The organism is Bradyrhizobium sp. LA6.8, assembly GCF_040547935.1.
Classification (GTDB): domain Bacteria; phylum Pseudomonadota; class Alphaproteobacteria; order Rhizobiales; family Xanthobacteraceae; genus Bradyrhizobium; species Bradyrhizobium barranii.
Genome location: NZ_JBEPQQ010000003.1, coordinates 242,219 through 264,921, shown reverse-complemented (window position 1 = coordinate 264,921; position 22,703 = coordinate 242,219). Strand labels below are relative to the sequence as shown.

The window sequence follows — 22,703 nt, the reverse complement described above, 5'->3', positions numbered from 1 at the left end:
GAGCGGGCGCAGCATGCGTGATATCGCCACATCGGGGTTCGTTGCCGATTTCCTGTTCGGCTTCGGCGCGCTGTTCGCGATCATCAATCCCTACGGACTGGCCTTCATCTTCCTCGACAAGACCAGAGGTCTTTCTGAAGACGAGCGCGCGAGCCTTGCGCTGAGGGTTGCCGGATATGCCTTCGTGGTCCTGCTGGTGTCGCTGTTTCTGGGCAGCCAGATCCTCAACTTCTTCGGCGTGACAATCCCGGCGCTTCGGATTGCCGGCGGCCTCGTAGTCGCAGCGACAGGCTGGTCCATGCTCCACGCACCCTCGGGCCCGGCCGGGCCTCACGAGGTCTCGTCCCCCGATCATGCGGCCATGAAGCGCATGGCCTTTTTTCCCCTCACAATTCCGCTGACGACCGGGCCGGGAACGATCGCGACAGCCATCGCGATCGGGATTAGCCGGACCAGCAGCCTCGATGCGATGTTCCAGTCTTCGATCGTTTCGCTTCTGGTGGCGTTCGCCGTGACTGCCGCGATCTATCACGCCTACCGGAAATCGAGCGCAATGGCGCGCCTGTTCGGCGAGGAGGGCACCAGCGTGGTGACGAAACTGTCAGCTTTCCTGCTGCTCTGCATCGGCGTGCAGATCATCCTCACCGGCGTTTCCGAGGTCGCGCGGTCCATATTGGACAGCGCTTCGCGCGCGATCCAATAGGTAGAAGCGCGCCGACCGCAACACCAATCGGCCAATGCGACTCCGATGTTGGTCCGGTGATGATCAGGTGGAGTCCGTCTCGATCGGCGTTTGGCGCTCTACGTCGAGCGGTGTCAGCCTTCCAGCCATTCCTCAGGAAAAACCGTCCTCCGAACCTACGGTCAAAGGCCGCGGTCAGTGATCTGTCACCGCTCCTCCAAACAACGCTAGCCAAGAAGTTTAACTCATTGCAAATTCTGACGATCCGCGCGGAGCTCGCGTACAATGCTACGGTGACGAGCTACGAATGGACCCGCGCAAATTCGGCACTACGCCGATTGGGCGGGCAGGGGACTTCGTCAGGAACGCGGCTAAGCGTGCCGCTATGAGGCTACCTGATGGGCGAGCTAGCCTGAGTCTTTCAGTCGATTGACGCTCAGATCGTCACCGATAGGCGCGTTGATTGTCGATGTTGCGTGTCTCGCGATCGGAGGCAACTGATGGCTCGATCGTCGAGCGGATCAGCATTTGAGTGAGCGCTAGAATAATAGCCCGCTGTCTTGCGGGCCAAAATCGCTCTCTGCGAAACCCAATGGCGGTCGGGCGGTCGATTTTTCTGCAATCAGACCTGTGGTAATGGGACAGAACTAAGCCGAATGGCAAAAGTCATTTCTAACAAGAGCGCAACGGCAGGAATGTCCCATGAGCGTCTCCCAACTCACGAAGCGCGTTCGACGCGAGCTGACTTATTTAGACTATCCGGCTCGGGAGTGGACCGTCCCGCGATTTATGGACGGAGTGCCGGTTCTGGACGTGCTGGTTGTCGGCGCTGGACAGAGCGGACTGGGTATCGCGTTCGGCTTGAGGCTTGAGCGCATAGCAAACTTCAGGATCATCGATCGTTGCCAGCGCGGTTTCGAAGGACCTTGGCGCAGTTTCGCTCGGATGGAACGGTTGCGGACTCCGAAGGAGGTGACTGGGATTGATTTCGGCGTCCCGAGTCTAACGGTGCGGGCGTGGTACGAGGAAAAATTTGGGCGGCGAGCATGGGGTCGCATAGATACCGTCCCTCGGGAGGTGTGGCGCGCGTATCTGGATTGGTACCGAGACGTTCTGGACCTCCCGGTTGAGAACGAGGTCGAACTAATGTTGATTGAGCCGGCGGATGGCGTCTTCCTTGCCCATCTCCGTCGTTCCGAAGGAATTGAGCGGGTGTATGCAAGAAAGATCATTCTTGCGACAGGCTTTGAGGGAAGTGGCAGGTGGGGCGCTCCTAGGTCTCTGGTCGCCCATTTGTCGGCAGATCTTTACGCACATTCGGCCGATGATATCGATTTTCGCAAGCTTGCAGGAAAACGCATTGGTATCCTTGGTGCCGGGGCATCCGCCTTTGACAACGCAGCTCTCGCACTTGAGGCGGGCGCCGCGCGAGTAGACCTTTGCTTCCGCCGTTCGGAGATGCCGCGGGTCAACCCACTCACTTGGATGAATTTTGCCGGTATGTTGGGCCACTTCGGCGATCTGACGGACCTAGACCGCTGGCGGTTCATGCGTCACATTCTTGAGGAGCTTCCGGTCCCGCCTACACAGGACGCTTATTGGCGATGCCGCGAGTTTGAGAATTTCGTTTGGCACCCCGACTGCGGATGGAGTTTCATCGACGAAGCTTGCGGTATTGCAAGGGTTCGAAGCAGCAATCGTAGATTCGAATTCGACTTCATGATTTTTGCGAGCGGCGTTGAGGCGGATCTCTCGGCGCGTCCCGAGCTCGCCCTATTCTTTGAAAAAATAGCCCTTTGGCGCGACCGCTTCACGCCTCCATCGGGCGAGGAAAGCGAGGCCCTCGCGCGCTATCCCTATTTGGGCCAAGCCTTTGAATTCACGGAGCGGCACCGCGGCACTGCTCCGTTTCTGCGAGGGCTACACAACTTTACGTTCGGAGCGATGCTGAGCCATGGAATATCAGGAGCGGCCATCACGGGGATAAAATATGGAGTGCGGCGGCTCGTAAATGGCATCGCGCGTGATCTGTTTTGCGAGGAGTCGGCAACTTATTACCGAGATCTGCTGTCATACCAGACGCCTGAGTTGCGCACCTTGGACAGTGCATTTGTCTGGTTGAGCCAGCTTGGCAGTGACGCCACTGATTTCGAGAGCTTCGCCAATCAGCTGGATCAACGCCAGTTTGCCACGCTCCGCGCCTTGTTGCAGCGATCAAGGCCCCACGAGAAATCTCCGACTGTAAGGGCTTCCCGACTCGGTCGCACGAAGCGCACCTCGCGACCGGCGCGGCTCAAGAACAAAAAGCGGAAGTGAAATAACGACGGCGTGGTAGCGCGATGTCAGTTGCTACCGCTTTCTCTCGCGCTCACCACGAGGGCCCGTGGGTCGGAAGGCCGATCGAGTATTTCTGGAAGAAATGCCGTTTGACTATAGGTCGATGATATTGGAGAATATTTGTTTCACTGCCTTGCACATATTGATCACGGCCTAACGACCACCACCATCGGGAGGTAAGCAATGGCCTTCATCGCGTTTACGAAGGTGATCGATTTTACGACATTGACCGCCGAGCAGCGAAGACAACTCAAGAGCATTCTTGGAAAGCGCGAGAAGCAGCTCAAGAAGGCAATCAAGGATGTCGAGAGCGCCCTTAGCAAACTTGAACGAACAGGTGGCAAGTCCGGAAAGCGGGCGAAGGGCAGGCGTTGATCGGACGCCGATCAATTTACGTCAGGCATGATGTTGAGCGGTGCTGGTCAACAGCTGCCACGCTTTGGCTCATCTTTCATTCCTGAAACTGAGCGTAGTTCGTCCACGAGATTTCTCGCGTCTGTCAGATCGGGTGTATCCCGACCTTCGGTGAACCAAGTGTATATAGGCTCTAAGAGGGACCAAGCCTCGAAATATCTGCCTTCGTTACTCCAATGCCGCGCGAGACAGATCGAGGCACGCAACTCCCACCAGCGAGCTTGTTGTCGCCGCGCAATCGCCACGGCTCGCTGCAGTGCGGCCTCTGCCTGGTCACGCCTGCCGAGTTTTAGGTTGATGTTGCCCCGAAGACGATACAACTCGGCCTCAAAGAATCTCTCCCCTGTTGTTTCGGCCAGCTGAACGCCTTCGTTCAGCAGGCGCAGTCCAACTTCAAGCTCTCCGAGCTGGGCATGAGCGAAGGCGAGATGGCCCAAATAGAGAGTGCGGCGGCACCGTTCAGAGTTTTGGTAAGTTGCCGTCAAAGCGCCGCGCATCAGTTCGATCCCGACTTGAAGATCCCCTCCTTGGGCTAATAGCGCTCCGCGGAAAAAACGTGCTCTTCGTTCAATTGCCGCAAATTCATGCTCGATGCTGAGCGATATCGCTTCGTCGGCGTGAGCCAAAGCGCGCTTTGCGTCGCCGCCGATTGTGCCCAAAACGACTATGTTCCCCAGGGCCAGGGCCGTCGTAAAGCTTTGTTCCCTCGTTCGAGCAAGAGTTTCAGTACGCTCGACGATTGTTGTAGACTGTTTAGGATAGCCAAGGACCAATAGCGTCGTCGAGAGCCACGCCAGGCTGTTCACCGCGTCATCGACTCCGAAACGGCGATAGGTCGATATCGTGGCTGGATTGGTTGAGCACAGTGCGAGGGCGCGATCGAGGTGTTCGCGTGCGTCGGCGAAGGCACCCGTGAGATGCAATGATTGTCCAATAAAGCGCGTGGCTAGGACGGCCACGCCGGGATGATCATGCTCTGCGGCCAACGCGAGGCCGTACCGGGCATCCTCCAGCGCTGAGCTATACTCCGCGCGCATACTGTGGGCTAGGTAGCTGCCCCACAGGATCGTCATCCGTTCTTCTAGGCTGACACTTTCGCCTAGCAGCGCGCGAGCCCGTGAGAAGACCCGCGACGTTTCAGCCGCGGCATCGCCCTCAGTTGCGGCGACTGCAGGACCAAGGGCCAGATAGAAATCCAGTTCTTTGCGATCGCGTTGCGGCGAGCTGAGCAGTTGCTGGGTCAGCTCCATTCCTCGCGTGAGATGTTTTACAGCCTCGGCATTGGAGGAGCGCCCGAGCGCGCGCTTTCCGGCCTTGAGCCAATAGTCCGTAGCCTTCTCAAGCATGCCGGCTTCGGTGAAATGGTGCGCAAGGATTTCAGGGTCGTTCACGACGGCATCCTGGAATCCTTCCTCTAGCACGCGCGCTATTTGCGCATGGAGTTGCCGCCGCCGTGTCTTCAGCAGGCTCTGATAAGCCGCATCCCTCACCAATGCGTGTTTGAAGCTATAAATGGCATCCGGCAGGTCACCTTCGCGGAAAATAAGCCCGGCCTCCTCGAGTTCGGAGAGGGAATGCTGCAACCGTGTTTCCTCTCGAGCGACCACAGCCCGCATCAAGGAATAAGAAAATTCGCGACCGATGGTGGCGCCAATCTGGGCGATCTCCTTCACCGAATGCAGGCGGTCGAGCCGCGCCATCAGGGAGTCGTGAAGGGTTTCCGGGATGGCAAAGGGCGGTAACGGTCCCCCGAGCTGATAGCGATCCTGACATTCGATCAGAATGCCAGCTTCGAGGACAGCCTTGGTGAGTTCCTCCACGAAGAGCGGATTTCCGTCTGTCTTTGTTACGATCTGCTTCATCACGTCGATCGGAAGCGCTCGGCCATTGGCCACCTGCGTGGCAACACCTTTGACATCATCTGGGTTGAGCCGTCCGAGGACCAGGCTTCCGACATTTGCAAGATCGGTCCAGGGCGGCTCGAACTCTGGTCGAAAGGTAACCAGCGCAAGGATAGACAACTGTCGGGCTCGCTCTACGATGAGGTCGAGCAATTCGAGGGTGGTGTCGTCGGCCCACTGAACATCTTCGATAAGCAACAGGATGGGCTGTTTGCGAGAACGGCTCTCGAATTGATCGAGCAGCGCGGCAAGTGTGCGGCGACGCTGCTGGGCGGGGCTTAGCTGCGGTTTTGGATAACGGCTCGCGAATGGGATCGATAGCAGCTCAGCAAAAAGTGGTACTACCGTCTGAACTTGCGGTGCTCTCAACGAGAGGAGTGCCTCCAGCTTGTCAAGCCGCGTCTCGACGGGATCGTCCGCCTTAAATCCGGCACTCCTTTCCAACTGCTCGACCACGGGATGAAGTGCGCTGTTGGCGTGGTAAGGCGAGCACTGATAACGGAAATGCACGTGTGGTTGATGCTTAGCTGCACGTTCAGCCAGAGCCGCTGCTAAGCGCGATTTCCCGATACCCGGCTCGCCGGAGATAAGAACGATCTGGCCTTCGCCCGTGCGAGCCAAACGTTGACGTTCCAACAAGAACTCCAACTCGGAATCGCGGCCGATGAGAGGGGCGAGTTCTGTCGGACGCACCGCCTCAAAGCGGCTCTCGGAAGCCGAGACGCCCTGGACGGCCCACGCGCTCACCGGCTCGCTAATGCCTTTGAGGTGGTGGGCGCCAAGGTCGCGAAGACTAAAGATATCGCCAAGGAGACGACGGGTGGAGTCTGCGACGACCACGGTGTTCGGCTCGACCAAGGCTTGCACGCGAGCCGCGATATTGGGAGCGCCCCCAACCACGGAGTGCTCCCGAAGTTTGCCTTCGCCGCCCAGGTCACCGACTACCACCATGCCGGTAGCGATACCAATACGCACCGCGAGCGGTTCTCCAGCGCGGGTTTCAAGCCGTGCGACAGCAGCAATGATATCGAGCGCAGCTCTTACAGTTCGTTCGGGATCGTCCTCGTGCGCAATGGGATAGCCGAAATACGCAAGAATGCCGTCTCCGCGAAAGTCGGCGAGAAAGCCGTCATAGGAGCGCGTGATACGAGCACAAGCAGCGTGATAGGCATCGATGACGGCGCCCATATCTTCCGGGTCAAGGCGTGCCGTCAGGGCGGTCGAATCGACCAAGTCACAGATCATTACCGTGAGGTGGCGCCGTTCCGCGTATTGCGCAATTGCAGCATTCACGACAGTGGAGGGAAGGCTGGAGGGAAGCGCACTGATCGCATTCACGAGGCGTTTCCGGTCGCCGAGTGGGATGCCAACCTTTTCGAAGTCAACTTCTGTCAATTGCGGCAACACATCGCAATCTATGGCGTTCGCGATGAACAGGGACTCATGTCGTCCTAGGCCCAAACTTTTCAGCCAAGTCCCGATTTCCATGGCAGGACCCTTGTGTGTACGAACAGCTTCAGCGCATCAGAGCCGAATATTTGCTCGTCCTACTTAATTCTATTGGAAGCCATTCAAACGAACAGTTCGGCATGACCGCACCGACAATAGCATGCTGTCGGGTCCGGACATGTGAACAGCCTCGCAATTCGCAGCATCCAAATACCTGCGGAAACGCGCGAGCGCTTCCGGTTCGCGATGATGGTTGCGACCTGGGCGGCCCGTGAAATTGAGCGGACGATACGTCCGTGAAGCCAGGCCCGCCGGCTCACGCGGGCGGCCTACTTCGCGATCCGATATTTCCTGGCCGCCTTGCGCCTTGGTGGTGTATCCGGCGTACGCTGCTTTCCGAGGTCTCAAACAGAGGCAGGAGATAATGTCGGCTACAGAAATCCTAAAGAGCGCGTTCGCGCTAGTCCTTTATATTGCGGCGACAACGACGACGCTCGCAACCGCCCAAGAAGCGACATTTTCAGAAGGCGAGCGACTTGGCGTTGCGGCGTGTTTGTCCAAATGCCCCGATAACGACAAGGCATGCAACAATCGATGTATCTCGAGTTTTCAAACCAAGGGCCGTGTGTGGGGCGACGATGTGCGCGCTTGCATTAGGAGTTGCCGGGTAGGCACCCAAATGAAAGATCAGATACTTGGTTGTATAACGGGCTGCCGTCTTGATCGGATCGTCCGATAGAAGCGCGGTGGTACCGTCGGCACAAGCCGCTAGGGATCGCGGTACCGAAACGCAGGCGGCCCAAGCAGCAGCCCGCCGGTTCGCGCTAGCGGGCTGGGCGTCTCTCGCAACTGCCCTAGTAGGCGCGGCGGCCGTGCCGCCGATAAGCTGCGGGGTTTTCCACGCCCGCGAAGTATGGATTTATGGCGCACTCTGCGGCGCGGCCCGATGCCGAAGCATTGCACTGAGGCAGCGATGTGTAGCTGCAATCGTAATAGTTGGCCCCCGCGCGGTAAACGTGCAGGCAAACCGGAAAGGCCGGATTATACGTCTGAGCTGCCGCCGGCTCTGTTGATGCCATCCCGATTGCCAAAATCGCCAAGGCCGGAGTACGCATTGGAACCTCCATTCGGACATTGAGAACGCGCGCGAAGCTCCACGAGCCAGTACTTCGATCGTACCCCGCGGAGGTCGCGACTGCGCCTGACGATCGCTACCAGCCCGCTGGTCACGCTGGCGGGCCGTCCCTTCTAAACTTCATTGCGATCGGTTCCGTTCCCGATCTGGAACTATACTGCTTTGGGCACAAGTGGACAGAACTGATTGCCGGTTTTTCCTATGCTCAGGACCACCTGGCGACCCCATTACCGCCAAGGTAGCCTCCAAACGGCCCCGGCAACTTAGTCTTTTGCTGGGGCCGCTTTTGCGCTGGTGTCGATCAGCCGGACAGAGGTCCCGCTCTCGTGCAGCTCGAGCCAGCCCTTCTCAACTGCATGCTTGATGCCGGCGCCGAACTCCAACCCGGTGGCCTTGAGCGTGTAGAGAAACGGAGCATTGAGCTTTTCGATGTGAATGCGACCGTCCTGGACAGCTTCAATGGTCTTCGCGAGCTCGACCAGTTTGCGGGCGGCGGCTTCAGGAGCGGCAAAGGCACGTTCGGCGGCGAGTTTCATGCAGATCGACTACCCGATTCTTCGTCCCCAGGCCGTACTGCTTCACCCGCACTTGTGGTTTTTGGCGTGCAGCGCGGTTCGGTCGCCAGTCATCTCACCGACGTAGTCGTCAATGGCGCTTATCGGCTTCTCGCGGTCGGCACGGCGATCCTTCCTGCCAAAGATGAGGTAGTGGCGAAGCCGGCCGAGTTCGGCCAGGTCGGCTGCTACCGCCTCGGCCCGCACTTCTTCCGCGCGCTGACGCATGCGCTCTTGGTGCCAAGCTCTCGCCGCCGCTCTGTTCTCTGCCTTGGTCATGACGCCATCGAACCGCGGCGCAGGCGAGAGTCAAATTATCGATTCCTAGCGGCGCGGAATGCTCGCGAGCTACTGCCGGTCGTAGGTGTGGATAGATGCGCGACGCCATCGCTGTGATTCAAGGACCGTCTTGTCGCTCCTTCGATGCATCGCGTCGAAACACGACAGTCCATCGTGACGTCGGAAAGCTGATGAGATCGGCGGCGGCATCAGTGTTGGGATCGGGCGTCGCCTCGTCCGAACTGCGACAAATCGACTCGATCTCACCGCGACGCTTACGGCGCCACCAAGCGACGATTGTACGTTCGATTGTGCGCTGAAGCGAAAACCACGAGCTAACTAATTGATTTTGTTGATGTTTTGGCGGAAGGGGTGGGATTCGAACCCACGGTACCCTTGCGGGCACGCCGGTTTTCAAGACCGGTGCCTTAAACCACTCGGCCACCCTTCCGGACAGAGAATGGTTGTCGCTTAACGCAGTCGACCGCGCAAGGCAACGCGAAGTTGGCGCTTGCGGGGGAAAACCAAGTCCGATGGGGAAACAGGCCGGGAAGGGCAAAGCTCGGCTTCGTCGAGCAGTCGTTCGGCGCGGATTCGCTCACGGTGTGGCTCGGCTCGTCCAACGACGACTGGAATGCACGCTGCGCTCAATCGCGCAGCGCTTGCTGACCGGACACGTCCGATGGCCGGTGCTGAGCTTGGAGCAACGCACTCGCGCCCGCATCTGCAAGACGCGTGGCCAGATCTGTCGTTTTGATAAAGGTTGTATGAAATAGATCACGCAACCCCGAAGAATATTCGCGCTTGCTTCGACGTTGAAGGTGCGTGTTTACGTGACATCACCCAAAAGTTGTGCTTAGTCTCCGGCCGCCTTCTTCGTCTTGCTGTCCGGGGGCTGGAATGGACACCGAAGCATTGACCGTTGCTTATGCGCGCGTGAAGGCGATCCTGGATGAAGCTGCTGGCGATAGCACCGCTGATTATGGTGGCGCTGGACGGTTTTGGGACAAGGGCGCACAGGCGTTGGAGGCGGCCGAGATCTTCGGCATCAAGATGGTTGCTCCAGTGCCGGAGGGCCACGCCTGCTGCATCCCGCCGCATGCGCGCAGCGACGCGTCCGGATTGATCAAGGGATTGCGCGGTGACGCACCGTTCGACGGTGGCCGGTTTCCGGCGCTTCCATGGGGCGGCAAGCGCGTCGCGCCCGCTGACGTCGACCGCATTGCCGACTGGATCGATGCCGGCTGCCCGGATGATGCGACCAGCGTCGCAGTCGAGCTTGCGCCTGGCAAGCCGGCGAAGACCGTGACGGTGAAGGTGAGCGAGATCGCCGAATTTGCGGTGGCTGCCGACGGCTATTCGCCGGCCGCGGACGCCGGCGAGCCCAGGCGGCGCATGAACATCGACTGCATGAGCGAGCCGCAGCTCGAGCGCCTGCGCCGCGGCTTCCGCCGGCTTTACGATCTCGACCACTGGCCGGAAGACCGGCGCAACTACAACAACCAGGCGCTGATCCACCAGAACCATTGCCAGCACGGCTGGGAGCGCTTCCTGCCCTGGCACCGTGCCTATCTCTACGAGTTCGAGCAGAACCTTCAGGACTTCGAGCCCGGGCTGATGCTCCCGTACTGGGACTTCACGATGCCGGAGTACCGGCCGGAGGAGCCGGACAAGGGCCGCATCATTCCGAATTCGATGAAGGCCTATCTCACCGAGGAAGCGGCCGAGACGCTGTTGGCGGCGCTCGATCCGGCGCCGACGGCGGCGCAGAAGAAGGCGATCCTGGCGCTCGCGCATGACCGCGTCACCTTCACCTCACAGCACGGCTTCTTCTGCTACGTCATCAGCAAGATCGGCTATGCGGCCGTCACGCCGGATCCTGACAATGCCAACCGCCAGCGCTTCATTGACGCGCTGCTTCAGTCGAACTCGCTCTGGTATCCGCTGCGCTATCCGGCCGAATATCCCAAGGGACAGACTATCAACCAGGCGATCAACTATCATTACCCGTCGGCCGACGACATCGCCCAGATCCTGAGCCTCAACAATTTCCGCGACTTCGGCGGCGGCAGCATCTACGACGCGGCGTTCGGGTTTCTCGACCAGAATCCGCACAACACCATGCACATCTGGACCGGTGGCCAGAATCCGGATGCAGGGCAGGCGACCTATGTCTGCAAAGATGCCCCGACCGCGGCGGCTGCGTCGCAATCCGACGCCGAGACCACACGTCTGCGCGCGCTCGCCAAGCGCCGCAACGATGCCGTACAGGTCGGCGGGCGCCGTTTCCACGCCCGCCCGGATCTTTATTCGCAGCCGGGCTCCGGCGACATGTTCAGCAACCTGACGGCCTCCTACGATCCCGTGTTCTGGCCGATCCACGTCAATATCGATCGGATCTGGTGGGAGTGGCAGAAGCTCAATCCGAATGCGCTGCCGGCCGATCTCGATTCCGTGCTGTCGCCGTGGAACTACACCATCCGCGACACGCTCGACATCGCGCCGTTCGGCTACGAATACGTCCTCAGCTCGCATTTCATGCCGGTCGGACTCGAGGCGCCGGTCAGCCGCTTCGTGTCGCAGCCGATCAACGTGCCGCAAGCCGCGCGCAGCTTCAAACGCGCGGAGATCCGCTTGCACCAGGTGCCGCAACTGATGCGCTCCTGCTTCGTGCGCGCCTTCCTGAACGAACCCGGGGCCGATGCCTCGACGCCGATCAAGGGCAATCCGCACTACGCCGGCTACATCTCGATCTTCGGACATGGGGCCTGCTACGGCGGTCCCGGCCATTGCGATATCCCGCCGCCGCAGCCGCGGCGCTTCGACCAGCGCGGGCGCAGCCACAACACGCCACGCGTCCATCGCATCGACGTCACGGCCGCCGCCAGGCAGGCGCTCAAGAAGAAGGGCCCGCTGCAGATCACGATGGTCGTGATCGGCGGCGACTACCAGGAGGAGAGGGAGCTTCTGAAGCTGGAAGGCGTGTCGATCAGTTTCCTGGATTGAGAAAGCGGCGGGGAAGTCATGGCGACGTATCGAATCCATCCGGGCATCGGCATCGCGCGCCTGGGCAACAGCGACAGCGAATTCTACCTCGCGCCGGAGACGCCCGCGGCGATGCCGCTCGCCTGCGACAGTTTCGGCAATCCCCTGCACGGCCCCGACGGGGTCACACCCGTTCCGGTCAAGACCTTCAAGGATGTGCAGGGCCGCGTGAAGCGCCAGGCCGCGCGCTTCCAGATCTTCGTCTATGACGACGAGTCCCCGGAAGGCAGGCCGCTGGCGCTCGGCGATGCCGTGGAGGGCGGCGGCAATCACGGTGTGCTCGTCGACATCCAGTGGCGCGTCTATGTCGCCAACAAGAAGGCCTCCTGGTACCCGTTCACCGAGCTTAAGGGCGAGCATGGCTACGCGCTTGGCAGTGCGCGCCGCAACGCCGACATCACCGGCCAGGACCGCGACCTGCTCATCATCGATCCCGGCCCGCGTAGCGTGAACGCGACCACCAACCGGCGCGCGCATTTCGATCGCTCGGGCGGCCCCGGCGGCTATGCCACCACGTTCCCGCCCAGGGGCCTCCAGCCGTTCGACATCGACACGCTGGGCGAGATGATGACCGACAACAAGGGCCGCCTGGTCGTGCTCGGCGGTCACGGCAATTCGGGCATGGACGTCAACGGCAGCTTCGGTCCGAAGATCGAGGACTATGCCAACACCGACGGCTGGTACGACGACATCTCCGATGGGCCGGTGATGGCGCGGCTGATCATGTATTCGAAGCAGGTCGGCCAGACACGCTACATCGACGTCGAGTTTCCTGCCTGGGTCGTGGTCGGCTACCCGCGCTTCGTCCCTGAGATCCTCGACATGATCACGATGGACGAGGTGCTGTACGATCTCTATGTGCGCCAGTTCGCCACCGATACCGGCATCTATGGGACGCTCGGCACCTATGACGATCCGCAGCAGATCCCGTTCCGCGACGAGGCGGCGCTGCGTCATTGGCAGGCCGGCCGTCTCGCCTGGAATCGCAACTACCGGCCGTGGTTCTATCGCGACATCTGGCCGATCCTGTTCCGGCCGGATGAATTCAGGTATCTGAACGATATCCTTCAGCAATCGAACTACCCGCACGATCAGGCGCAGCGCGGCACGTTCGATCCGGACAAATTATCAAAGACCCCGAAACGCGCGACGCGGCCGGCGGCGACGGCGACACCGTCGGATGCACCGTTGCGCGATGCCAGTCAGGGCGAAGCGGTCATGGCGGTGGCGGCGGTCGCAGGTCCGACCCACTATTCCAAGGCCGACGATCCCTACGGACCGATGCGCCGCTTCCTGTTCGATCTGTTGCGCCGTGCGGGCGAGGCCAATTCCTTCCAGGTGCAGGACCGTGCATCGTCGCGCGTCCATTCGCTGCCGCTGATGCCATTGTTGTGCGGCGACAATCCGCTGACCAACGAGACGCCGTCGAAGTTTCTTCATCTCACCGAGTACCAGCTCTTCATCCTCGGCCAATGGGCGCGCGGCTGGTTCATCAACGAGAAGGAGGAGGGCTGGCTGCCCGACGGCTATTCACCCTTCGCGCCTTATCCGAAGACACCGCCGAAGACCGGCCGCGAGCTCGACCGCGGCGTGCTCAGCAACGTGCTCGGCGGCGCCTTTTGTCCGGGCGCCGAGCTCGGCTGGGTGATGCGCAACCCTTCGATCTACTGGGCGCCGTATCGCATCAACGCCGATCGCAGCGTCTCGGATTTCCTGCAGAGCGCCGCCCAGGCCAATCAGGACCACGGCACCGTGATTGCCGACCCGACCTTCAACGTCAACTCGCCGCTCAGCCAGGACAACGATTTCGAGACCGGTCTTCAGCCGGGTGACCTCACCAAATATATGGGTCTGCCCTGGCAGTCCGATTTCAACGAGTGCACCACCCAGCCGATCAACATCACCTACGCCGACTGGAACAATCTCTGGCCCGACGGCGACAATGACGATCGCTTGCGACGCGACGAGAAGACCTGGACCACACTGTGGTGGCCGGCGCATCGGCCGTTGCAGTCGTTCGAGATCGCCTCGGTCTCGAACGGTAAGCCCAATTACGTCTGGACCACGTGGAGCCGCGGCGTCCCGCAGACGCCGGTCGGCGACCTCAAGATGGTCACCGAGTGGTCGCTGCTCGGTTTCATCGTGCGCAATCCCTACGAGCCGGCCGTCAAGCCCGCCGACAGTTATCAAGGGCCCAAATACATCAGCGTCGAGCGAACAACCGGGTCGCGGCCCGATCCCAAAAGCGAGGTATCATGAGCGACAATCCATTCGTCGGACATTGGACCTATCGCAGCCTGCTCAACGATCCCGACGTCAACACGGCCTTCAACAATCTCGAATTCGGCCGTGGCACGATCGAGATCGCGGACGGGCCGATGCAGCTGCTGACCGGAACGATCGGCGGCCCGGGCTGGTCGCTCGCGCTGAAGGGATCGCGCGCCTACGGATCGCCGATGCAGGTGCGCTTCCAGGGCACCGGCGTCGTCGGCGGCGAGGAATGGATCTACGATTATTGGGGCTCGCTGGTGCCGGCCTGGCCCAATGGCGTCGACCAGCGTCCGGCCATCGTCGGCTCGGTGATCCGGACCATCCCGCACAGCGGCGGCTCACCCGGCACGGTGGCGCCTGCCGGCGTCGTGGCGTCGTTCTACGCAGTCCGGGCCGACTGACCTTGGCCGCGTTCGACATCATCGTTGCAGGCGCAGGTCCAGCCGGAGCGGCCGCTTCCCGCGCGCTTGCGATGTGCGCGCCGGAGCTTCGGGTGGCCGTGATCGCGCCGTCCGAGCGGCGCGGGCGCGGCGAAGGACGGGGCCCGGGACGAGGCCAAGAACGAGACCAAGGACGAGGCGAGGTCTTGTCACCGCTGGTCCAGCCGGTGCTGCGGCAGCTGGGTCTGTGGCCGACTTTCCTGGCGCAGGGCTTTGCGCCGTCGCACCGCACGCTCACCTCCTGGGACCAGGCCGGCCTGACGTCGAGCGAATTGCTGCTGGAAGCGCGCGGGCCGTCATGGCGCGTTGATCGAATGGCGTTCGATGGCTGGCTCACGGCGGCGGGTTGCCGCGCGGCCGAGCGCGTCGACGCGAAGGTCTGTCATCTCGCGCGCGAGGCGGACGGCTGGTCGGTCGTTTGCGACGACGGCAACAGCCATTCGGCCCGGCTGATCATCGATGCGACGGGCCGCGCCCGCGCACTCGCCGACCGCCAGGGTTTGCGGGCGAAAGCGCAGGACCGCCTGATTGCGGCCTATGCCGAGGCGACGACATCGGGACCGGCCGCACCGGAACTGCTCGTCGAGGCCTTTGAAGACGGCTGGTGGTACACGATGGCACTCGACCAGGGCAGGCGCGCTTTTGCCTGCATGACCGATGCCGATCTCGCGCGCGGCCTCAGGCTGAACACGCCGGACGGCTGGCGCAGAGCTCTCGCCAGGACGCAATTCGTCTCGGCGCTCGCGAGCAAGATCATTCGGCTCGAACCACCCCGCTTGATCCCTGCGGGCAGTCGGTACGCCGCAACGACTGCCGGCTTCCATTTCCTCTGCGCAGGCGATGCCGCGAGCGCTTTTGATCCGATCTCGGGTCATGGCGTGGTCAAGGCCATGCGCTCGGGCGTGTTCGCCGCCTATGCCGCCTGCGATTGCCTCGCGCGCGGTGATGCGGCCGCTCTCGATCGCTACGGCGCGTGGATCGCGCGCGAGGCCGCGGCCTACGCGACGACGCTGAGCGAACACTACGGCAGTGTTTCGCGCTGGTCCGAGCGGCCATTCTGGCGGCGCCGGCGTGCCGACGCGCCTTCACGCAATCCTTCGAGCAGTCTTCTGGAACAGTAGGGCGGACAACATGATGAAGAGCTTCGTGCGAATTGGTCTTGTCATCGCCGCGCTGGGACCGAGCCTTCCAGCATTCGCGGCGCCGGTTCCCCGTGCTTTCGAACCGCCGCCGACGCTGCCCGGACAGGGCAATGTCGTGGCCCTGGAGGCCACGGTGGCGCCGGCCGTCGGCGGCTGCCGGCCGCAAGGATCGATCTCGCGCAGCGGCTCGATCGTCTCGGTGGTGCTCAACTTCGTGCGCGGCCGCTTCTTCATCAACAACCCGGATCCGACCGATCCGCAACCGGATGGCCTCGACCCCGTCGAACTGCGCTCCTATGGCGGCTGCAAGTCGGGCCCGGCGATCTTCATCAAGCCCGGCGATACGCTGCGCGTCGACCTGATCAACCAGCTCGCGAAGGACGACCCGAGCTGTTTGCCCAATCCGCCGGAGGGGCTGGGCTTGCCGGCGTTGGTCGGGTGCTTCAACACCACCAACCTGCACACGCACGGCCTGCACGTTTCGCCCGCCGGCAACAGCGACAACGTGCTGCTCAACATCGCCCCGCAGACGAAGTTTCCGTATGAGATCAACATCCCCAACGACCATCCGGCGGGGACGTTCTGGTATCACGCCCACCGTCATGGCTCGACGGCAGTGCAGGTGGCGAGCGGCGCCTCGGGCGTGCTGGTCGTCAAGGGCGAGCGTCCCTATACGCCACCGTCGCCGCAGAACCCGAAGCCGATTGCCGATATCGACACGGTCCTGCATGACGTCAACGGCGCCCCGTTCAAGGAGCAGCTCTTCCTGTTTCAGCAGATCGCCTATGCCTGCTTCGCCAACCAGCCGAACCAGCCCGGCGGCCCGTGGCAGCAGATCTACACCACGCAGGGACTCTACAACGCCAACAGTCCGGCAAATATCGCCAACGCGCCGTGGACGTGCCCGCTGGCGACGTCAGGCAATCCGGTAAGCCCCGGCGTCGTCGAGAACTTTGGCTTGCAACTGGACTCATCGTCGATCTGGGACACCAATGGCCGCTTCACCAGCGTCAATGGCATCGTGCAGCCGACGCTCACCGTGCCGGCGGGCGAGATCCAGCGCTGGCGCTTCGTGCATGCCGGCATTCATGACACGATTAACATTCAGCTCGTGCGCGCCACGCCGGTCGGCACAACGAACCTGATCGCGACCTCGGCGCTGAGCGGCAACCGCCAGCAGCAGAAGGCCGATCTTCTGGCCGCCTGCAATGCCTCGGCCGGCACTCTGATTCCGCAGTTCGAGATCGCATCCGACGGTCTGACCCGGACCAAATTGCGCACCGTGCACGCCTCGCAAGTCGGAGGCATGCTTGAATCGAACTACATGCAGCCCGGCTATCGCAGCGACGTCCTCGTCGTATTCCCCTCGGACGGCGACTATTGCCTGCTCAACCAGGCGGCGCCGAAGGCTGAGCGCGTGTCCAACGGCAATGGCGGCGGGCAGGGGCCGACGACGCCGCAATTGCTGGCCTACATCCATGTGCGCGGAGGGCAGCCCGTGACCGGCGACCTGCAGGCCTATGTCGGCAAGGCGCTGTACGATGCCAATCCGACGTTGCCGGACGCCGTTCGCACCGGGCTGCGTGACGGCGATCTGCGGCCGTGGGCGCCATTCGAAAACCTTGCGCCGCCAGCTGCCGGCAGCCAGCAGCAGCAGGCGGCCTTTGCGATCAACTTCCCGGCCTTCACGGTCAACAACGCCTCGTACGATCCCGACGTGGTGAACTTCACGCGCGAGGTCAACACCACGGACGACTGGATGCTGTCCGCGCAAGGCGAGCCGCACATCTTCCATATCCACGTCAATCCGTTCCAGGTGATCGACGTCACCACCACCAACACCAACGGTCAGCAGATCTCGATCTACAATCCCGACGGCACCTGCAAAGCTGACATCGTGTATGCCGACAAGCAGCAACTGGCCAACCAGTATTGCGGCATGTGGCACACATTCCGCGACACGATCATCGTCGAGAACAACTATCAGATCCGCGTCAGGACGCGGTACGACCGCTACATCGGCGAGTATGTCCTGCATTGCCACATCCTGGACCACGAGGACGCGGGCATGATGGCCAACATCGCAATCGTTCCCGACCTCAACGCGCCGGGCGGCGGCCTCGGGATGGCGGGGATGCGTCATGCCAAGCAGCCGACGGCGACACCCGCGGCGACGCCCGTAGGCCACAAACATTGATCGTCACAGGAAGCAGGGAGGATTTCGCGCGATGAAGATCGGCATTCCCGTCTACGACGGCGTCGACATGCTCGACGTCGCCGGTCCCTTCGAAATGTTCGACTGGGCCGACTTCGACGTCGAGATCGTCGCGGCAAAGCCGGGAATGAAACGGTTTCGCAACCGGGGATTTCCGTTCGAGGTCGCAAAATCCTTCGCGGAATGCGCCCAGTATGATGCCGTCTGGATTCCCGGCGGCGATCCAGACGCGCTCACCGAGATCATCAACGATCCGCACCGGACCTACTTCCAATTTCTGACCAGGCAGGCCACCGGTGCGAAGTACATGTGCTCGGTCTGCGAGGGGGCGATGCTGTTCGCGGCATTCTCGACGACCACTGGGCGACGACCCACTGGGCTTTCCTGGAATGCTTTCCGACGCTGTTCCCGAAGGTGAAGGTTGCCGACGGACATCCGCGTTTCGTGCTGGATCGCAATCGCCTGACCGGAGCCGGAATATCCGCGGGCCTCGACGAGGCGCTGATGTTGATCACGCTGCTCGGAGGCACGGAGTTGGCGCGACAGGTTCAGCAAAACACCGAATACTATCCGGATCCGCCCGTGCGCAGCGCGATTCCCGCAGCGCCGCAGTGCCCTCTCCCAGGCGTCAAGCCGCCGGGGTCGACGCGATAGGTCCGGCCGACCGAATGCATCATCTAACTATCTGATATGTTGATACTTCAATCGGCCGCGTCGACTGCCGGGTTCAACTCATGGAACCGTTTCGTTGCTTGCGCGTTGTCTCCGCATGACCGAAGACCTTTCCTTCCGACGCAAACCCCTGACCCCTGAGCAGCGCCAGGCTCGTGATGCCGCACGCCGGATCGAGGCCGAAAAGGCCATGCGCGATCACGAAGAGGCCCAGAAGGCGTTTTACGCCAATAAGGAACGGCTGAGGGCCGAGCGGCTCGCGCGCGAAGCGGCCGAGGCGAAGGGCTGACCGAACGCGGTCGCCGCCCACAATCTTCTGAAGCGATCTCCCAACCGGAGACCGGCCGCTAATGCCGGTTGGACATTCCCGTTGCGCTCAAAGCCAGCTTGAGCGCCTGGACGGCGCCGGCGAACGCGCCGCGGGGCGCTTGCGCCTCGATCGCCTCGGCCGCGATGCGACAATCGTCGGCGACCTTGAGCAACCCGCTTCGCGCGAGATCCATGGTGGAGAGGGCAGCCTGCTCCAGGCAGACCCGTTCAAGCCGTCGAAACTCCCGCAGCTCTTTGTTCATGCGCCAGCTCTCGATGTCCCCCGGCCCATCCGGCGCCGAGTCTGCTTAACGGACGGTAAACATCTCTGCCTAGCCGATTTGGCTGGCGCGGCGCTGGTGCGTGCCGTGCCCACGCCCGGGCTGCGGCGCACCACCGCGCAGGCTTGACGGCCTCTGCCTTCCGGGAGGAAGATTCAAATGATCCTAAACTGACGAGAACCACGGAGACGTTCGCTCCCAGCCAGTCCGATTCTCCTCAGCGAAAACGCATTGGAGCTGACCATGACCACGTTCGACAAGCGCGAGCAGGGCTTTGAGGCCAAATTCGCCCACGACGAGGAATTCATGTTCAAGGCCACGGCCCGGTCCAACAAGCTGCTCGGGCTCTGGGCCGCGGGCCAGCTCGGGCTCAGCGGCGACGCCGCGGCAAGCTACGCAACGGCGCTGGTGACAGACAATCTGGAGAGCCAGAGCATCGACGATGTCGTGGGCAAGGTGTCCGGCGATCTTGCCGCCAAGGGCGTGGCGCGCGAGCAGGTCGCGCAGAAGCTTCAGGAGTGCCTGCACCAGGCGCTCGCGCAGCTCGAAGCAAGCAAACAATAAGAAGGCCGGCCGTTGCCCTCACTCGGCGTGCTTGCGCATTCCGGAGTCGCTGAGCCTGTCGACGTAGGCAATGCCGATCGCCGAGGCGATGAAGGTGATGTGGATCAGGACCTGCCACATCACGCCGGTCTCGGTGAAGCCGGCGCGGTTCGAGCCGAGATTGCCGGCCTCGATGAAGGTGCGCAGCAGCGCGATCGAGGAGATGCCGATGATGGCCATGGCGAGCTTGATCTTCAGGACGCTCGCATTGACGTGGCCGAGCCATTCCGGCTCGTCGGGATGACCCTGGAGGTCGAGCCGCGAGACGAAGGTCTCGTAGCCGCCGACGATCACCATCACGAGCAGATTGGAGATCATCACGACGTCAATCAGCGCCAGTACGCTCATCATGATCTGCTGCTCGGTGAGATCGATCGCGTGCCAGGACAGATGCCAGAGCTCCTTGAGGAACAGCACGATGTAGACGCATTGCGCCACGATCAGTCCGAGATAGAGCGGCAGTTGCAGCCAGCGCGAGCCGAAGATGATCATCGGCAGCAGGCCCAAACGCGGCAACGGCGGGCGGGGTTCGGTGCGCAGTTCGGACTCGGGTCCAGGCTCAACCGACATTCAGGCAGCATCCTCGCGAGCTGAGATGATCTCGCTTCCATGTAACCCGACAAGATGGCCGGTGGAAGACGGCCGAGCCGCCGGCTGCGGCCGACAGATCGCGCAGTCTCGTGCTACCGTGCCGAACGGCCAAAGAGTCAGGGCTTGAATCGGGAGGCGGGGGTGTCTTGGAGCGGCTTCGGCAAAGGGCTCGGCGGCATCGCGGTCGCCGTCGCAATCGTGGTTGGCGCCGGTGGCGCGGAGGTCTCGGCGACGCCGCTGACGCCGTTTCGCTACGAGGCGCAGGCGCAACGTCATTGCCCGCACGACCAGGTGGTCTGGCTCGATTTCAGGAAAGGCATCTACTACGGCAAGGGCCAGAAGCGGTATGGCCAGGGTTTCGACGGCAGCTTCGTCTGCCTGAGCGAGGCCCGCGACAGCCTTTATCGCCGCTCGCTATTGGGCCTGCGCTGAGCAGCGCGTGATTCGGAAGTTTGGGGGACGGCTATTTCCGGTCCGGCAGCTTCACCGGCACGTGCGAGGAGGTGCTGATCACCCGGGGGCTTCCGTCGGGATAGGTGCGGTCGCCGCGGATCAGCGATTCCAGAACCAGAAAAAATTTCTCAGCAAGCATTTGCGTCACCCTCGTTGGTGATGGCCTCTTGAAATGAGTCGAGGCGCCGAACGCAGAAATTCAATCAACTAAACGGGAGCAGGGCAATACCGGACAGCGCTGTATGCTGCATCGCGGTGTAGTTGTGGTTAGAAAGAAGGAGACTGGTGGTGGTGCTCAGGCGAAGGCCAGTGCCACCAGGCTCGAGCAGAGAAGAAACAAGCCGCCGGCGGTCAGTGCCAGGAAGCCATCGGATACGAAGTCATGATTGCGCATGGGACACCTGCCGCTCTCGTGTTCGATGCTCGGTCGGATCGATTAAGATTGTCCGAACGTGCCGTCTTGAAAGAGGTGATCCTTGCCGTCCGCGCGAATGCCCTCAGGCCCTCGTGCGGTAACCTTCAAACGCATGGGCCAGGAAGATCCCCGCGCTTACCAGACCCATCAGTGCCGAAACCGTCTCGATCATCGTCAAATTCCAGTTCGCCCCTGCAACCGAGAAAACGCGTGCGGCCTTGCACAGTCAAAAGAATTCCAGTGAGCCACAAGACAATGGGGGTGGAGTGAGGATTTGGCGCAACAGAATGTCCAGGAGTGGCACAGAGCAGGGGGCCTGCGCTCCGTAGATCGACGGGGAGAAGCGAACGCCCCGTTTACCATCCCGGCGTGAACGCTGTGGGCTCCCCATTTCCGCCGTGTTCGGGTTGCGTTATCCTTACTGCTTCCGACGCGGTGGTGGGCCGCCTTGGATTTTGGGACCGGACAGCGCTCCCCCGTAGCCAAAGCGGGTTGGGTACGCCTCCGGCGAAGTGGTATTTGGGGCGCATGGGGATCCGACGGTCAGATTCGGTTTTGCGGGCCGCGCGCGGTGTTGCCGCGGTCGCGACCTGCCTTGCGCTCGCCAATTGCGCCTCCTCGAACAAGTTCGCCAGCCGGGTCGATCCGAAATACGGCGTGTCCTCGAGCCCGCGGGTCGTGGCGTTTGGGGATCCGGTTCCGAAAGGCGGCGGCACCTACCGCGTCGGCAAGCCCTATGTTGTGGGCGGCCGGACCTACGTGCCGGAGGAGGACGTCAACTACCGCGCCGAGGGTATGGCGTCCTGGTACGGCGACGATTTCCACGGCCGCCTGACCGCCAATGGCGAAGTGTTCGACATGACCTCGCTGACAGCGGCGCATCCGACCCTGCCGATGCCGTCCTATGCGCGGGTGACCAATGTCTCGAACGGCAAATCGCTGATCGTGCGCGTCAACGACCGCGGGCCCTATCACGGCAACCGGCTGATCGACGTCTCGAACAAAGCCGCTGAACTCCTTGAATTCAAAGGCAATGGCGTCGCCAAGGTCCGTGTCGAATACGTTGGCCGGGCGCCGCTGGAAGGCTCCGACGATCGCCAACTGATGGCGACCCTGCGCACCGGGATCCCGGCGCCGTCGCCCTCGATGGTGCGGGTTGCCTCGGCAAGGCCCTTCGTGCCGGAGCTTCCGTCGTCGAACCGCGGCGCCATTCGCGGTGAGGTTCCGACGCCGGAGGGGCGGCCCTATAATCTCGGCAACACCTCCGCCGACATGGCGTCGCTCAACGCGACCTCGGAGATGTCGGCCTCGAGCCGCAGCCGCAGCCGGGGCCGGGCGCTCCAGAACGCGCGTGCCGTGTCCTATGACGAGGATGGCCGCTACGCGACCGAGAACGCACCGTCATCGGCCGACGGCGCCGCCGAGGCCCGCAGCATCCTGAGCGGCCGCGGCCTCTACTAAGCAGGTACCAAACCGGCAAATCCGGCGAGCGGCGTAGCGCCGCTGGCCCGTCGT

20 protein-coding genes and 1 tRNA gene are annotated in these 22,703 nt (G+C 62.0%); 13 read left to right on the top strand and 8 right to left on the bottom strand.

Annotation, left to right across the window (positions count from 1 at the left end; translation table 11 throughout):
- Nucleotides 1–13 precede the first annotated feature (13 nt).
- From ABIA90_RS14860 to ABIA90_RS14850, 3 genes are all read left to right on the top strand, one after another.
- On the top strand, nt 14–703 hold the full coding sequence (locus tag ABIA90_RS14860; RefSeq protein ID WP_354118220.1) for a MarC family protein: 690 nt from the start codon (nt 14–16) through the stop codon (nt 701–703).
- Nucleotides 704–1,384: 681 nt separating this feature from the next.
- Nucleotides 1,385–2,998, top strand: a complete 1,614-nt coding sequence (locus tag ABIA90_RS14855; RefSeq protein WP_354118221.1) for an NAD(P)-binding domain-containing protein — start codon at nt 1,385–1,387, stop codon at nt 2,996–2,998.
- A gap of 204 nt (nt 2,999–3,202) precedes the next feature.
- A complete protein-coding gene (locus ABIA90_RS14850) occupies nt 3,203–3,394 on the top strand; it encodes a hypothetical protein (protein WP_063983274.1) in 192 nt (63 codons plus the stop codon).
- 47 nt (nt 3,395–3,441) lie between these two features.
- On the opposite strand, the gene ABIA90_RS14845 is transcribed toward ABIA90_RS14850, so the two are convergent.
- The 5 genes from ABIA90_RS14845 to ABIA90_RS14825 all read right to left on the bottom strand — a co-directional run bounded on the left by ABIA90_RS14845 (nt 3,442) and on the right by ABIA90_RS14825 (nt 9,202).
- Nucleotides 3,442–6,822: an AAA family ATPase gene (locus ABIA90_RS14845; protein ID WP_354118222.1), complete on the bottom strand. Its 3,381-nt coding sequence runs from the start codon at nt 6,820–6,822 to the stop codon at nt 3,442–3,444.
- Between the two features lie 815 nt (nt 6,823–7,637).
- Complete coding sequence (locus ABIA90_RS14840) at nt 7,638–7,898, bottom strand: DUF3551 domain-containing protein (protein ID WP_071917452.1); 261 nt, start codon at nt 7,896–7,898, stop codon at nt 7,638–7,640.
- 283 nt (nt 7,899–8,181) lie between these two features.
- Complete coding sequence (locus ABIA90_RS14835; RefSeq protein WP_166096579.1) at nt 8,182–8,454, bottom strand: hypothetical protein; 273 nt, start codon at nt 8,452–8,454, stop codon at nt 8,182–8,184.
- 42 nt (nt 8,455–8,496) lie between these two features.
- Nucleotides 8,497–8,751 carry a hypothetical protein gene (locus tag ABIA90_RS14830; protein WP_354118224.1) on the bottom strand — a complete coding sequence of 85 codons (255 nt, stop codon included), beginning with the start codon at nt 8,749–8,751 and terminating at the stop codon, nt 8,497–8,499.
- A 361-nt stretch (nt 8,752–9,112) separates the two neighbouring features.
- A tRNA-Ser gene (locus ABIA90_RS14825) sits at nt 9,113–9,202 on the bottom strand.
- Between the two features lie 449 nt (nt 9,203–9,651).
- Here ABIA90_RS14825 and ABIA90_RS14820 point away from each other — a divergent pair.
- The 7 genes from ABIA90_RS14820 to ABIA90_RS14790 all read left to right on the top strand — a co-directional run bounded on the left by ABIA90_RS14820 (nt 9,652) and on the right by ABIA90_RS14790 (nt 18,825).
- Entirely contained in the window at nt 9,652–11,757 is a 2,106-nt protein-coding gene (locus ABIA90_RS14820) for a tyrosinase family protein (protein ID WP_354118225.1), read from the top strand.
- A gap of 18 nt (nt 11,758–11,775) precedes the next feature.
- Nucleotides 11,776–14,055: a LodA/GoxA family CTQ-dependent oxidase gene (locus tag ABIA90_RS14815; protein WP_354118226.1), complete on the top strand. Its 2,280-nt coding sequence runs from the start codon at nt 11,776–11,778 to the stop codon at nt 14,053–14,055.
- The gene (locus ABIA90_RS14810; RefSeq protein ID WP_071913888.1) at nt 14,052–14,468 is read left to right on the top strand and encodes a hypothetical protein; all 417 of its coding nucleotides are present in this window, start codon (nt 14,052–14,054) and stop codon (nt 14,466–14,468) included. Before ABIA90_RS14815 ends, ABIA90_RS14810 begins: the two co-directional genes overlap by 4 nt.
- A gap of 92 nt (nt 14,469–14,560) precedes the next feature.
- Nucleotides 14,561–15,628, top strand: a complete 1,068-nt coding sequence (locus tag ABIA90_RS14805; RefSeq protein WP_354118227.1) for an NAD(P)/FAD-dependent oxidoreductase — start codon at nt 14,561–14,563, stop codon at nt 15,626–15,628.
- A gap of 10 nt (nt 15,629–15,638) precedes the next feature.
- A complete protein-coding gene (locus tag ABIA90_RS14800; protein ID WP_354118228.1) occupies nt 15,639–17,846 on the top strand; it encodes a multicopper oxidase family protein in 2,208 nt (735 codons plus the stop codon).
- A 31-nt stretch (nt 17,847–17,877) separates the two neighbouring features.
- Nucleotides 17,878–18,282: a DJ-1/PfpI family protein gene (locus ABIA90_RS14795; protein ID WP_354118229.1), complete on the top strand. Its 405-nt coding sequence runs from the start codon at nt 17,878–17,880 to the stop codon at nt 18,280–18,282.
- Nucleotides 18,283–18,633: 351 nt separating this feature from the next.
- On the top strand, nt 18,634–18,825 hold the full coding sequence (locus tag ABIA90_RS14790; RefSeq protein WP_028153368.1) for a hypothetical protein: 192 nt from the start codon (nt 18,634–18,636) through the stop codon (nt 18,823–18,825).
- Nucleotides 18,826–18,883: 58 nt separating this feature from the next.
- Here the strand turns inward: ABIA90_RS14790 and ABIA90_RS14785 are convergent, their stop codons facing one another.
- Complete coding sequence (locus ABIA90_RS14785) at nt 18,884–19,108, bottom strand: hypothetical protein (RefSeq protein ID WP_028153369.1); 225 nt, start codon at nt 19,106–19,108, stop codon at nt 18,884–18,886.
- Between the two features lie 261 nt (nt 19,109–19,369).
- Here ABIA90_RS14785 and ABIA90_RS14780 point away from each other — a divergent pair, with 261 nt between their 5' ends.
- Nucleotides 19,370–19,690 carry a DUF1476 domain-containing protein gene (locus ABIA90_RS14780; RefSeq protein ID WP_063986370.1) on the top strand — a complete coding sequence of 107 codons (321 nt, stop codon included), beginning with the start codon at nt 19,370–19,372 and terminating at the stop codon, nt 19,688–19,690.
- A gap of 18 nt (nt 19,691–19,708) precedes the next feature.
- Here the strand turns inward: ABIA90_RS14780 and ABIA90_RS14775 are convergent, their stop codons facing one another.
- Nucleotides 19,709–20,299, bottom strand: coding sequence for a TIGR00645 family protein (locus tag ABIA90_RS14775; RefSeq protein WP_063983282.1), 591 nt, complete (start codon nt 20,297–20,299; stop codon nt 19,709–19,711).
- Nucleotides 20,300–20,461: 162 nt separating this feature from the next.
- On the opposite strand from ABIA90_RS14775, the gene ABIA90_RS14770 reads away from it, so the two are divergent.
- Entirely contained in the window at nt 20,462–20,752 is a 291-nt protein-coding gene (locus ABIA90_RS14770; RefSeq protein ID WP_071913898.1) for a hypothetical protein, read from the top strand.
- A 31-nt stretch (nt 20,753–20,783) separates the two neighbouring features.
- Here the strand turns inward: ABIA90_RS14770 and ABIA90_RS14765 are convergent, their stop codons facing one another.
- Nucleotides 20,784–20,912, bottom strand: coding sequence for a hypothetical protein (locus tag ABIA90_RS14765; protein ID WP_259257577.1), 129 nt, complete (start codon nt 20,910–20,912; stop codon nt 20,784–20,786).
- An 804-nt stretch (nt 20,913–21,716) separates the two neighbouring features.
- On the opposite strand from ABIA90_RS14765, the gene ABIA90_RS14760 reads away from it, so the two are divergent.
- A complete protein-coding gene (locus ABIA90_RS14760; protein ID WP_166096571.1) occupies nt 21,717–22,649 on the top strand; it encodes a septal ring lytic transglycosylase RlpA family protein in 933 nt (310 codons plus the stop codon).
- Nucleotides 22,650–22,703: the final 54 nt, after the last annotated feature.